At 51.5% G+C, this 13480-nt stretch carries 9 protein-coding genes; 4 read left to right on the top strand and 5 right to left on the bottom strand.

Annotated elements, in window-relative coordinates:
- Positions 1-287: 287 nt before the first annotated feature.
- From ACFSVM_RS23540 to ACFSVM_RS23525, 4 genes are all read left to right on the top strand, one after another.
- Positions 288-2012 (top strand): DUF6385 domain-containing protein, encoded by a 1725-nt coding sequence (locus tag ACFSVM_RS23540; protein ID WP_379264916.1) that lies wholly within the window; start codon positions 288-290, stop codon positions 2010-2012.
- An 86-nt stretch (positions 2013-2098) separates the two neighbouring features.
- Entirely contained in the window at positions 2099-4270 is a 2172-nt protein-coding gene (locus ACFSVM_RS23535; protein WP_379264914.1) for a glycosyltransferase, read from the top strand.
- Positions 4263-6086, top strand: coding sequence for a glycosyltransferase (locus ACFSVM_RS23530; protein WP_379264912.1), 1824 nt, complete (start codon positions 4263-4265; stop codon positions 6084-6086). Before ACFSVM_RS23535 ends, ACFSVM_RS23530 begins: the two co-directional genes overlap by 8 nt.
- Positions 6079-8058, top strand: coding sequence for a glycosyltransferase (locus tag ACFSVM_RS23525; protein WP_379264910.1), 1980 nt, complete (start codon positions 6079-6081; stop codon positions 8056-8058). The genes ACFSVM_RS23530 and ACFSVM_RS23525 overlap by 8 nt, the downstream gene beginning before the upstream one ends.
- 26 nt (positions 8059-8084) lie before the next feature.
- On the opposite strand, the gene ACFSVM_RS23520 is transcribed toward ACFSVM_RS23525, so the two are convergent.
- The 5 genes from ACFSVM_RS23520 to ACFSVM_RS23500 form a co-directional block, all read right to left on the bottom strand.
- Positions 8085-8747: a class I SAM-dependent methyltransferase gene (locus tag ACFSVM_RS23520; RefSeq protein ID WP_076314343.1), complete on the bottom strand. Its 663-nt coding sequence runs from the start codon at positions 8745-8747 to the stop codon at positions 8085-8087.
- Positions 8744-10087 carry a glycosyltransferase family 4 protein gene (locus tag ACFSVM_RS23515; RefSeq protein WP_379264908.1) on the bottom strand — a complete coding sequence of 448 codons (1344 nt, stop codon included), beginning with the start codon at positions 10085-10087 and terminating at the stop codon, positions 8744-8746. The genes ACFSVM_RS23520 and ACFSVM_RS23515 overlap by 4 nt, the downstream gene beginning before the upstream one ends.
- Before the next feature lie 2 nt (positions 10088-10089).
- On the bottom strand, positions 10090-10839 hold the full coding sequence (locus tag ACFSVM_RS23510; protein WP_379264906.1) for a glycosyltransferase: 750 nt from the start codon (positions 10837-10839) through the stop codon (positions 10090-10092).
- Positions 10840-10850: 11 nt separating this feature from the next.
- On the bottom strand, positions 10851-11816 hold the full coding sequence (locus ACFSVM_RS23505) for a hypothetical protein (RefSeq protein ID WP_379264904.1): 966 nt from the start codon (positions 11814-11816) through the stop codon (positions 10851-10853).
- 414 nt (positions 11817-12230) lie between these two features.
- Positions 12231-13190: an MraY family glycosyltransferase gene (locus ACFSVM_RS23500; RefSeq protein ID WP_081872347.1), complete on the bottom strand. Its 960-nt coding sequence runs from the start codon at positions 13188-13190 to the stop codon at positions 12231-12233.
- Between the last annotated feature and the right edge of the window lie 290 nt (positions 13191-13480).

Raw genomic sequence — 13480 nt, 5'->3', positions numbered from 1 at the left:
TATACAAGTTGATTTCGTGCAGTTCAATCAAAAAAATTTTCTTTGGATCCATGTTATAGTTGTCCTCCTTAGTAAGAAGCTGAATAGCAGTCTATTTCGCCCAGGACCATCTTTTTCCTGCTTCAACATAGCCATCTGATCCGTGACCGTGACTCTCAATTATAAAAAGCTTAGGCATCATTTCCCGGCTTGTGCCGTTACCGCGTGTCCCTCTGCTTGCATACAGTACGGTAGCACTTTATATGTGTGAACCCTTGGTTAAGCGATAAGGAGGTGCGATGTGAGAAATGCCTAACTTTTCAACCTTTAACTTGAATCCGGATAATTTAAGGAGTTTAATTTACGGAACTGATGATGCAAATGTCAGCCATCCGGTCAGAACAGATACAAGCGGCAACCTGATTGGCGTTATATTGGACGGAACCATCAGTAATATGCCAGGCATATCGAATGTGACGATCACTGCCGGGACGCTCACAAGCCTGCTGGATGGAACCATCTCGAATGTGATGGGAGCTACCATTACAGCCGGGACCATTACGAGCGTACTCGGAGCGACGATTACAGCGGGTACGATCACAAGTGTACTGGGCACGACAATTACTGCGGGTACACTAACGAACCTGTTGGATGGGACCATTACAAGCGTACTCGGAGCGACGATTACCGCCGGAACGATCACAAGTGTACTGGGAACAACGATCACCGCAGGAACCCTAACGAACCTGCTGGATGGAACGTTGACGAGTGTGCTTGGAGCGACGATTACAGCGGGTACGATCACAAGCGTACTGGGTACGACGATCACAGCGGGAACGCTGACGAACCTGTTGGATGGAACATTAACGAGTGTACTTGGAGCGACGATCACGGCGGGAACCTTAACGAACTTACTGGATGGAACCATCTCGAATGTGATGGGAGCGACCATTACAGCGGGAACGCTGACGAACTTGCTGGATGGAACGCTGACGAGTGTGCTTGGAGCGACGATCACCGCCGGAACGATCACGAGTGTGCTAGGCACGACAATTACGGCGGGAACGCTGACGAACCTGTTGGATGGAACGTTGACGAGTGTACTCGGAGCGACAATCACAGCAGGGACGATCACGAGTGTGCTAGGCACGACAATTACGGCGGGAACGCTGACGAACTTGCTGGATGGAACGTTGACGAGTGTACTTGGAGCAACGATTACCGCCGGAACGATCACAAGTGTGCTAGGCACGACAATTACGGCGGGAACGCTGACGAACCTGCTGGATGGAACATTGACGAGTGTGCTCGGAGCGACAATCACCGCCGGGACAATCACGAGCGTGCTAGGCACGACAATTACGGCGGGAACGCTGACGAACTTGCTGGACGGAACATTGACGAGTGTGCTCGGAGCTACGATCACGGCGGGAACCCTGACGAACCTGCTGGATGGGACGTTAACGAGCGTGCTTGGAGCGACGATTACAGCGGGAACGATCACAAGTGTGCTAGGCACGACGATCACGGCGGGAACCCTGACGAACCTGCTGGATGGGACCTTAACGAGCGTACTGGGAGCAACGATCACCGCAGGAACAATCACAAGCATACTCGGAGCAACGATCACCGCAGGAACGATCAACAGCCTCCTCGGGGCGACCATCACCGCCGGTACACTTAGCAGCGTCACCTCCATTTCACAAAAAAGCTTCACAGAAACGCAGGTGCTCGGCATTCCTACAGCAGATACGTTCACCCCGCTGGGTCCGGTAAGCACCAGTGTATTCGGAACGTACTCCTTCTTCGTATATAATGCAGGCCCTGCAAACAGCGTGGATGCAAGGGTAGAGATCAGCGCCAACGGAACGAACTGGTTTGCCGATGTAGACACGGTTACCGGTATTACTGCAGGGTCGGTAGACGTGCTTGTGCCTCAGCGTTTCCTCAAATACACACGGCTTGCATATCGTTCGAGTACACCGGGTGCTGCAACGACAATTGATGTGTTTTTCAACGGACAAGGAACATAAGACAGCCTTATTTCATATAGGTACAGGGAATCTCTATGCACGAAAGAGCCTGTACCTTTTTTTGCGTGTAAAGGAGGAAAGACAAGTTGAAACAGCCTACACTGGGTGTTCACATGATTATACGTAACGAGGAAGCACGTCTTGCGAATTGTCTTGCATCCATTCAGCCCATCGCGGATGAGATTGTTGTTGTGGATACCGGGTCTACAGACAGATCTGTGGAGATCGCCAAGCAGTTCGGAGCAGCTGTCGTATGCAGCACCTGGCAGGATGACTTCGCAAAGGCACGGAATGAAGGGATATCACTGGCAGGGACGGACTGGATTCTAGTGCTGGATGCAGATGAAGAGTTGACGGATGGTCAGAATGAGATCAAGGCTTTTTTGCAGGAGACATCTGCTGACGTCTGTACGATACAATTGGAAAATTGGACGGGATTGCAGCCTGAGGATCGAACGTTCTATGAGGCAGAGCGACTGTTTCGTAATCGATGCGGTTTTTATTATAAAGGAATCATTCATGAACAGCTTGTTCGTAATGACAACATGAGGCAAGAAGGAGGATTAAAAGCTCGTATCGGCAAAAGTCTGATTCGTGTGCAGCATTATGGCTATCTGCCTGCAGTTATACAGGAGAAACAAACCGCTCGGCGTAACCTTGGCCTCATTCAAAAAGCGTTAGAACTCGATCCAAAGGATACGTTCCATTTCTACAATCTTGGGGTTACCTGCTGTCAGCTTGGCATGTGGGAGCAGGCGAAGGAAGCCTTTGAGGTGTCACTGCAGGATTGTCCAGTATCTGCACCTTACCGTGCGACACTGGTCCGTGATCTTGCCAAGCTGCTGCATGCACTGGAGCTGTATGATAAGGGGAGAGCTCTGTTATTGACGGAGCTGCTGCATTATTCCGATTATGCAGAGCTGCATGTTGTGCTGGGAATGATTGAAAGGTCACAAGGCATGATGGATCTTGCCTATGCGTCTTTTCAGGCGGCGCTAGAGGTGAAGCCTGCCGGTTCCTATGTAACGGATGCGGGAATGAACAGCTATGTGCCACAGGTACATATGGCAGATATAGATAAGCATAAAGGGCGCTGGGCACGGGCCGAAGAGCGATATTCTGCCAGTCTTGAGGAGTGTCCTGGCTACATACCTGCCGCGATTGGCCTTGCAGATCTTCTGCAGCTTCAAGGGGAGAAAGACGCAACCATTGCTCAGCGCTTACTACAGCTCATGACACCGACGGATTCAATATTGCTGTACAAAGCAGCCTATGCCTTGAGCTTGTGCGGGGCATATGAAGCTGCGTTGTCCGTTCTGCCGGAGGACCGGATTCAAGCAAGTGATGAGGCTTGGGTACGTTTATGCCTCATGCAGACTGAACGTTACCCGTGGGCAGCCGGACGTGCACAGCAGCAGATCCGCTTGCTGCAGCAAGCACAATCGGCTGCTCGCGAGGAAGCCAAAGATACAGCCATGATCAGAACTGAAGGGGAAAGAGAAGCAGACACAGAGGCAGAGGCGACGATATTGGATATGGCAGTAATTGATTGGAGCTTATCCGAATGGCGGATAGGGGCCAGATTGCCGGATGCTCTTGTGACGGTACTTGGCGAACAATCAAGAGTGTATCTTCAGATGGAAGCTCGATTGTTTCACTACGGGCTGCAGAGCAGCGAAGATGGAGCGGATCCAGGTGCTGCGAATCCTGCAACGGATGAAGGAGGAGCGGCTTCAAAGGAAGCTAGAGCCAATGAAGCCGCTCTGTCCGCTCTAGCCGTCCGCTTGTGTGAACGGGCAGCAGAATGCGGCTGGAAGAAGCTTGTTCTACAAATGAAAGCGGCCGGACTTATCACGACAAGACAAAGCGCAGGTATTCTATATCGCTCTGGTTACCGCTGGAGTGCGGCAGACCAGTATCTGGAGCTGCTGGCTCAAGACCAGCTGGATGCCGATGGGGCATTTGAGCTTGCTGAATTAATGTACGATCAGAAGCTGTATGCCAAATCAGCGGCATTGTTCGATAGAGCGATTCAGCTGAATCCCCAGCATCAACCATCCCGTGCCGGTGCAGCAGCGAGTTACTTGCAGCTGGCCCGCAACACAGCGATCCAGACACTGAATTCAGCAGGGCAGCTGCGAGGGGCTTCCCAGCTTCAGAGTCATGCTCAGAAACTGAGCGATTCTACTCTTCAATTGATGGATCTGGGATGGCAGACGCAGCGATCCGGACGGGAGCGGAGGAATGAGCATGTCTAGTGGCCGAATCTCTTTATGTATGATCGTGAAGAACGAAGAACGGAGCTTACCTTCTTGTTTGAACAGTGTACGAGGGGCGGTTGATGAGGTCATCGTGGTCGACACGGGCTCCACCGATCTAACGGTACAGCTTGCGAGGCAGCAAGGTGCTGCTGTAATTCCGTTCGAATGGTGTGATGACTTTGCAGCTGCCCGTAACAGGGGGCTTGAGGCTGCAACAGGAGATTGGATTCTGTTTCTGGATGCCGATGAAATGCTGGATGACAGGGCGAGGGAAGAGCTCCCGCTATGGGCTGCACAGGAGGGAGTAGATGGATTTTTCCTGCAAATTCACAATTATACCGGCAACGGATCGGGCGGCGTCACCATTAATCCTGTACTGCGGATGTTTCGCAATCACCCGGAGCATCGCTTTGCTGGACGTATTCATGAGCAGATCGCGGAATCCATTGTGAATCACAACCCGCAGGCGCATTTTCATATGACAGACATGATCATTCATCATTATGGCTACAGTGAAGAGATTGTGCTGGAGAAAGACAAGGTCAGCCGAAATACAAGGCTTCTTCAGCAGGTGATTCGTGAGGATCCGGACAATCCTTTTCATCGCTATAACATGGGGGTTGAATGGCTCCGGATCGGCCAGCTGGAGGAAGCATTAAGCTCTTTTCGCAGGGCCTGGGAGGGTCTTGATCCGATAAAGGCCAGCTATGCCCATCTGGTGCTGAAATATGAAGTTCGATGTCTGCAGGCGCTCGGCAGGTGGGAGGAAGCGGAAGCACGGATTGCGAAGGGGCTGCAGCTGTATCCGAATTATACTGACTTATTGCACTGCCGAGCGTTGACCGAGGAGGCATTTGGCAGGGAGAAGCAGGCGGAAGCTGCGCTCAGGGAAGCGCTGCGTCTGGGCCCGGCGCCGGATCTATATCATACAGAAGAGGGAATCGGCACCTATCAAACGTATTACCTGCTGGGATTAAATGCAGAGAAGCGGGAGGCACTGGATGAGGCAGTTGACTGTTATGTGAAGGCCATTCGCTGCAAGCCCAGCCTAACTCCGCCGCTCTATCGAATATTTCGGATTATGCAGGCTGCGCTTCAAGAAGAGCATATTCCGGAACTGCTTCAGGCGCGGTTTTCCTTCTCGACACCGGAGAGCACATGGAAAGTGATTCATATTTTGAAGGAATGCGGCTGCTATTCGTCTGTAATCCAAATGCTGCATCAGCTGGAACGCGAGAGCCCTCCGCATGCGCGTAAGCAGATTCGAGTCCATCGGGTGGAGGCGATGTGGAAGGCAGGCGAATGGAAGCAGGCTGGCCGATTGCGGCGCAAAGCCCATATGCCGTCCTCCTCTTCTCTGTCTGAGCTTATGAGCTGGAGCATGGACAGACGGAGTAAGGATGAGCTGTATCAAGATCCGGCCATTCGGCTGCTTCAGAATAAACTGTCCTTGTCGGAAGCACTGGGCGGCAGAGCCGAACAAGGTGCAGCTGCCGCCGCCACTCGGGAGGAAATCCCGCAGCTCTGGAACTCATTCGCGAGCCTATGTCAGGCAGCAATGAATGCCAAGAGGCAGGAGCTGTTCTCATCGGTTCTAGAAGGCTGGATTGAAACGGTTGAGCAAGGCTTGCAAGAAGGAGAATTCACTTCTATGTCCGGCGTCAATATGCTGCTGCATACGATGATCAGCGCAGCTGACCACCATTTGGCCCATATGAGCACCCTTCAGCGTGAGCAGGAGCATCGAGGCAAGGACTGGCGGATCATCCAGCGACTTCGGCTTACATTGCCATGGAGTGATGGGCATGAATAACAGATTACCGATTTCCTTATGTATGATTGTTCGTGATGAGGCGCTGTTTCTGGAGCAGTGTCTGGCTTCGGTGTCGAGCGTCGTCTCCGAAATGATCATCGTCGATACCGGGTCCACCGACCGGAGTGTTGATATCGCTAGAGCGTATGGAGCAACGGTTGTCCATATGGAATGGCAATCCGATTTTGCTGCAGCTCGGAATGAATCACTTCGACATGCGGCACAGCCCTGGGTTTTGATTATGGATGCGGATGAACAATGGGTCGAAGGACAGCAGAGCCGGCTGTTTTCATTGCTTGAAGCAAGTGATGGGGTATATGGATTTGAGGTGGAGATCAAGAGTCTGCTTGGTCGTTCTGGAGAGGATTCTGTAACGGACAGTGCCTGCCGAATCTTCCGGAATGATGCGAGAATCAGGTTCAAAGGGCGGATTCATGAAGAAGCGGCCACTTCTATACTCGCACTGGGAGCAAGTACGCTTAGAGCCTCGGGGCTGCAGCTCCTGAATTACGGGTACCTTGATCACATCGTTAAACGGAAAAATAAAAGCGAACGGAATTTTCAGCTTATTAAAGAGGCTTTAATGCAGGAGCCGGATAACAGAATATTGCTCTATGCTCTGGGTACAGAATATTTTCAGCTGGGTGATTATGATGCTGCGGTACGCATACTGGAGCCGCTTCTGGATGAGTTGCCGACAGAGGCCGGATATGCCTCCGATGTATTTCTTAAGACGATATTTGCTTTACGGGAAAAGGGAGAGCTGCATCAAGCGGTAGAGAAGGTGGAAGAAGGGGTATCCAGGTATCCAGGGTTTGCCGATTTACAGGAGCTGAAGGCGGTTCTGCTTATGGATCTGGGGAGGGACGATGAGGCGCTGGGTGTACTGACTAACATCAGTCGTAGCAGGGAGTATACCTCCGTATCAGGAGCAGGTACGTATCGTTCCTCATATCTGACAGGAGTCGTCTATGAACGCAAGGGTGAGGGAAAGCATGCTTGTGAAGCTTATGAAAAAGCTGTGGAGGCGAACCCTGATTATGTGCCGGCGTGGCAGCGCTGGATTCCGCTCGCTGTATGCAGCGGTGAGCTCGCTCAGGTAGAACGTTGGATTGGAAAAAGGGGACTTACAGAGAAGGCGCAGCAGGTTGTTCTCCAGCAAATGCTTGATATGCAGCAATCTGTATGGGTATTGAAACAGAAATGCTGGCTGCAAGAAGCCTTTAGTAAAATGCCCTGGGCAGAAGCCATCCTGCTGGCTCAGCTTGGGGAACGGCGCGTTGCTGCAAGGCTGCTTGAACCTTGGCATACACATCAGGACATGGCGGCAGAGATCGGCATCTATCTGCAGGCGCTCTGCTCGGATGCTGCCGGCAGAGGGCAGCTGCGCAGCGGCGATCCTGACCGATCTGTGGCAATGGAGGATGCACGCTGGATGGGGAAGCAGGCTGAAGCATTCATCCGGCTGGGGGCATGGGCTGGTTTCGGTGCCTGGCTGCCAGAGGTGAAGGAGCCATCTGCTGTGCTGGTTCAGCTGTCTCCTTCTGCAAGAATAGGGCTGCTGCTTGCTCCGCTGTCCGTCCGCAGGCAGCTCTACTCCTGGCTGCAGGAGCAGAAGGAGGTTGACCGAGAAATGCGGGAGAGGACAGCGGCATCTGAACAAGCATACCTGAATCGAACGTCAGAACACGAACCAGACACCGCCCGACTGGAAGTAGATTCTTCCGACCGAGCGGTGCCGACTGTGCAGCTGTTTATGCGGCTTGCCTTGAGAGCCAGCTTCAAGGAGAAGGAGGCAGGGCTAGATCTCCCGAGCTATGAGCAAGAGACAGCACGGATTCTGAAATATAAGCCTGCATCTTCTATAGAAGCGGCTCAATACGGATGGAACGCCTTAGAGCTGTTCATGAAGCAGAATCCTCAGCGCACTGAAGACAGATTCCAAGCAGCAGCCCAGCTCATGCTGTTATAAAGTGATGAGGTGTGGCGGTCTTACCGTCACACATCATCCTTATGTCTTTTTTTGATAAGTGCCCGGAAGCAGTAGATGACTGGACCATACATGGTTGTGAATATCGCATCGTCAGGCCGTTCGGTGCTCAGCGGACCCACGATCATAAGACCTGCTTCAGACAGGAGAGCGGCAAGCTGTTCTGGTTCAATATCGGGCACATCCACAGTAAGCACAAGTCTGCCGTCGGGTCTCAGCACCCGGGCAAATTCCTTCAGCGATTTCAGCCGTGTGGGGTGATCTAAATGCTCCAGTACAGAAATGCAGAAGACCGTATCAAATTGCTCATCCGGATAAGGCAGTGCAGCTAAATCGGCCTGAGCCCGCTCCACATTCTCGATGTAGCGCTCTGGCAGAATTCGCGATATATGAATACCAAAATCGTCCGCGACTGCGGAACGGATCGCCTCATTGGATAAGATGCGCGGGTCCAGATCACAGGCATATACTTTATGCACACGGTCAACGAGCCAGAATTTAAAAGGATGAGGAATGCCGGAGGCAGCATCCAGCACAGTATCTTCCGCATGAGCGAATTGACGGGCCCAGGCATATTCATATGGTCTGCTCCACCAGGCTGGATGCAGTGGAACAAGCACCGTGTCCATTCGTTCATCATCACGCCGTACATATCTTGATTCGATTGTCATCGCAGCAGTATACGCTCCTTCCGGGCCTTGCGGCTGAGGTGGTGTTGGAGCACCGTTTTCCAAGCCAGCTCCCATTTGTGATCATCATAGGCAAGTGCAGTTTGTCTAGCCTGATTACCCATTCGCTCCCTAAGCTCATCATCATCGATCAGCCTGCATATGGCGGCGACTATGTTCTCTTCTACGGGAGGAACAGACAGTCCATTGAACCCGTCCTGGACGATATCATTTAATCCTCCGACATTGCCCGCGACAACGGGGAGCCCGCAGCTCATCGCTTCAAGGCAGGCATAGGAGGTTCCTTCCGAGAAGATCGTCGGAATGACAGCGATATCCGCCTGCTGATAGGCCAGCAGCATTTCATCAAATTTATAGCTCTTCGCATATATGCGATCTTTGTGCGGATGATGCTTTCTCCATATCTCGAATGTCTTCCCGATCGTACTGCCTTCAACCCGTTCACCTGCAAATTCAATGGTGAGTGTGGGGTAGGCGCCCAACAGACGGTCACTGGCCAGCATCATAGGAATGATGCCTCGTTCCAGGCTGATTCTTCTCGGGAACAAGAGCCGTATACTCTTCTGGTTAGAGCTGTCGTCAGCGTCCTGCAGGTCCGGTGCTTCTATTGCAGCGTTGAGATCGGCTGGAGAATTGAATTCCCCTTCGTGTTCTCCATCTTGTTGTTCTCCATCCTGCTCTTCATCTCCATGATGAAGGTAGGCCGTCCGGCCCTTCACTTTCTTGCGCAGTGCTTCTTCATCAATCGTCTTGTCGGCATCGGTGTCTCCGAGCATCAGGTGCACAGGCTTGAAATATTCTGTATCGACACTATTCGGAATGAGCACAACCTGATGGGGATCCTGATAGGTGCATGCAGCGCGGCAGTAGGTGAGAAAATGCGAATCTACCGATACAAGGGTGTCGAGCTGGTCCAGCGCCCTTTGAATCGAGCCGGCAATCTCGCGTTTGGCAGCCGCCGGAAGGTTGTGTCGATCCCAGTTAATACCGTGGCAGATACCGAGACTGCCTGGCGCATAGTTCAGCGGGTGCCATATACAGCTGGCGTAGATGAGTGGGCCACGGGCGCGAGAGGCCATTTCGTCAAAAGCTTGTGGGATGTGGTCCGGATCATAAGGGTAACCGAATACCTCAATCTCTTCTATCGTTCTATGGAATGCCTCGTAATAGGAGAGCTGGTGCACTTCCGGGATACGGCCGATATCACGTATGACCTGGCACAGCCGAAAAATATACCGTTCCAGTCCGCCGCCAAACAGCCGTTCGAAGTCACGATTGTAGCCATCTGCGAAGCTGTGCGTAAGCACACTGATATACCCCATGCTTAGATCTCCTCCTTCCACTCCACAAGGCTTGGGGATAGATCCAGAATGGATTCATACTGCGCGATATTCCCCCATTTGCCTTCAGGATCAAGCTTTTTGTAGCGGACGTACTTCTGAACGCGCTCCTCAAGAGGGCCGGCCCAGCCCAGATGCTTGATCCGCAGATCGGTCGTTAATCCCTGCAGCGCGGCACAGGTGGCGGGAAGGCGGGGTACATGATGCGCTTTTTCGGGATAGAGATAAGGGAAGCCTGGAAAATAGCGGACAAGCGTCATCGTCTGACGGCGATGCGCCTGCCATAGCTCATCCTCCCGATAATACTGTCTGCTCCCCCACATATCATATAGTCGGAAGCTGACCCAATCGTAACGATCCTGGTTAATCAGGTTCCGAATACTCCGCTTCGCACGCTCTTCATACAACTCATCGGCATCGACGGCAAGGATCCAGTCTGGTGAAGTGGAGGCCGTCGTCTGCCACAGGATCGAGCGGAGCTTCCACTCCTCATCAAACAGAGACGAAGCCAAAGTAACCAGCTTCTCTACCTTGTCGAAGGATCTGCAGATTTCAAGCGTGTGGTCTGTGCTTGCATCATCCACAATCACGATATGATCAACAAAGGTAGACAGATTCTCCAGCACTTCCTCCAAATATCGGCCCCCTTCGTTACGAACCTGAAGCATGGCCGTCAGCTTATTATTTTCCTTCTTCCTCACAGGAGATATAGGTGGTGAATTGGATATCGTCATCGTCTTTCGGCTCAGCTCCCTTGCTCCAGAATGCGAAGCTTCTCATCGAGTGCATCCAGTGCAATAATCTGCACAAGCACATCCTCATCGCTCTCGGCTGCTTCCATGAATAGGCGGATTGCGGTGTGCCGGTCACCTCTCATGGCTTCTACACTGCCTGACAGTATGCGGAATTCCCTTCGGTCCTGCTCCGTTTGCAGATCGGAGGCTGCAACCTCTCCGAGTGCTTTTTCGAGGCGGCCGGTTTCCCGGTACAGCTGAAAGGATAGATGTCTTGCATTCTGCTCTGGCAGCAGGTCCAGCATGGATAAGGCTGCGCGATAATCATCGTTGAATCGATAGATATGGAAAAGGGCAGTCGTCTCTTGCCCATCCGCCATTAACTGAAGAAGTGAGTGGTATCTGTTCGTGTCAGTATCACTATAGGCTGTAATTCCGTAGGTGCTGACAGCCTGAGTCAGATTGCCCTGCTGTGCCTGAATGGCCGAGAGGAATCTGTAATGCGTGATGAGGGCGTTATTTCTACCTTGCATGACAGCCTGCAGGAAGGCCTCCTCCGCATAGCGAAGCGCATTCTTATCCTCCAGCAAGTACCTATAGACGGACAGCAGGAAGGAGATCGTCTCATGAGGACCGGATTGTTCCCGTAACGATTCGTAATAGGCAGCTCGCTCTAACCACTGACGTCGATGAATGGATGTTGTCTCACTGTGGACAAGCTCATGGACGGCCTCCTGAAAAAGCACATCATAGACAGCAGATTCCTCCTGCAGGAGGAGGGCGGCACAGCCTCGGAAGGCCCAGTCCAGACATTTCATCTCGGAATCAGAGCATACAAGACTGGATATCGCCGTCAATTGCTGCATACATGCTTTATATAGTCCTTCATCTGATTCATCAAGATGGGCAGGCTCGTATGTAATTATGTACTTCGGATGCATGGATGCCGCTGCATGCACCCAGTATGGATGGGCCACGAAGGCGATGGTATTCTCATTCCAGAGCTGAGCCAGCGCGCTCCTGAGTACATAATTTAATTCCTCAGGTTAGGAGTGTTCGTGGAATTCCTCCTTTGGCCGGCTTGTAACATAGTATACAGGGGCTGACTCACAGAGAAGGGCCAGGAGTCGCTTCAGTATCGGATCTGCGATGTTGGGTGGTGGAAATATGACAAATTGAAGAGTGTCCAACTTCATCCGCTCCTTCAACAGCTGTACTGATACACAGGCTTCTGCCTGCATCTATATACTGTATGGGAGCAGAGGGCAGTTCATGAACAATTTCTTATGCTGGGCATATCGGACTGGCGGCTTCCAAGCACACAAAAAAGAGCATGATCTGAGTGGAGGAGACTCATGGATCATGCTCTTTTAAGATATAAACCTACGCTCTTAGATCTGTACCAGCATCAGAATGATCGAGGACAAGCAGAGACATACACTTACGAGACATAAGACGGCCAGAGTCTGCTTGTGGGTCAGACCTGCTCTGAGCAATCTGTAATGCGCCTGGCTCGCATCTGCCTGATAGATCGCTTTTCCTTCAAGGAAACGCTTGATGACGACGAACAGGTTATCGAAGATCGGAACACCTAATGCCAGAATTGGAATCAGGATGGATAGAACCGTTGCCTGCTTGAATGCTCCATCCAAGGCGATGACGGCGAGAATAAACCCGAGGAACGTCGCTCCCGCATCTCCCATAAATACTTTGGCCGGGGGTTTGTTGAATTTAAGATAGCCTGCAGTTACACCGACAAGTACGATCGCAAGCAAGGCCGAGTGGCTCTGACCCATCGTCAATGCCACAATGAACAATGTCGTGCCTGAAATAGCAGATAGTCCTCCCGCGAGCCCGTCCATTCCATCGGAGAAGTTAATAACTGTCGTAACACCGAAGATCCACAGAATGGTCAGTGTAAACTGCAGCCAGACCGGAAGTGAGATGTATTCCTCGCTGAAAGGGTTATAGAACCCGGTAAAACGAATGCCTGCTAAATATACAATAACGGCAGCGGATACTTGAACGAGCATTTTGGGCAGAGCGGGAAAGTCCTTGCCTCTGGTCTTGTACCAATCATCGACGGTTCCAATAACGAGCAGGAGCAGTCCTCCGGCAAACAAGGCTGCCGTCTGCCATGTATATTCGCCTGAGAACAGCAGATAGGCGATGAAAAATCCGGCAAAGATCGCATAGCTTGCGGTCAAAGGGATGGGCTTCTTGTGCAGCTTGCGCTCCTCATTCTCTCTAGGCTTGTCCACGAAATCAATCTTAAGAGCAAGCCTGCCTAATGGAGGGATGAGCAGCACAACAATGAGCAGGGATACGATAAAGGCACCAGCATACAGCATGGAACAGAAATCACCACTTTTCAGCATATTTTTGACAGAAAATGATTCCATTTATTCAAATTATAGCTTTTTTCTTCAGGGATTGTCGATTGTTTTCACGATTGTTTTCTTCAGCCTTTTATATTCCGAGTAACAAGAGCGTGTTAGTACAAAAGAAAAAATATTCCACTTTTTAAATAAATTTAGGAAAAAATCTTTTTTATTTTGGTTTTCTTTGCTATAATTTCCCACAAAGAGAAGCGAAAGGTAAAACTTCCGTGCTTTTTAACACATCATCACGTCTTTCTCTT

The organism is Paenibacillus shunpengii (genome assembly GCF_042684905.1).
GTDB lineage: Bacteria > Bacillota > Bacilli > Paenibacillales > Paenibacillaceae > Paenibacillus > Paenibacillus shunpengii.
This window is presented reverse-complemented; position numbering and strand designations above follow the sequence as displayed.

Bases quoted from the DNA above. Each gene is read 5' to 3' on its own strand.
- ACFSVM_RS23540 (WP_379264916.1), top strand. From the start codon at position 288: ATGCCTAACTTTTCAACCTTTAACTTGAATCCGGATAATTTAAGGAGT.
- ACFSVM_RS23530 (WP_379264912.1), top strand. From the start codon at position 4,263: ATGTCTAGTGGCCGAATCTCTTTATGTATGATCGTGAAGAACGAAGAA.
- ACFSVM_RS23525 (WP_379264910.1), top strand. From the start codon at position 6,079: ATGAATAACAGATTACCGATTTCCTTATGTATGATTGTTCGTGATGAG.
- ACFSVM_RS23520 (WP_076314343.1), bottom strand. From the start codon at position 8,747: ATGACAATCGAATCAAGATATGTACGGCGTGATGATGAACGAATGGAC.
- ACFSVM_RS23515 (WP_379264908.1), bottom strand. From the start codon at position 10,087: ATGGGGTATATCAGTGTGCTTACGCACAGCTTCGCAGATGGCTACAAT.
- ACFSVM_RS23510 (WP_379264906.1), bottom strand. From the start codon at position 10,839: ATGACGATATCCAATTCACCACCTATATCTCCTGTGAGGAAGAAGGAA.
- ACFSVM_RS23500 (WP_081872347.1), bottom strand. From the start codon at position 13,190: ATGCTGTATGCTGGTGCCTTTATCGTATCCCTGCTCATTGTTGTGCTG.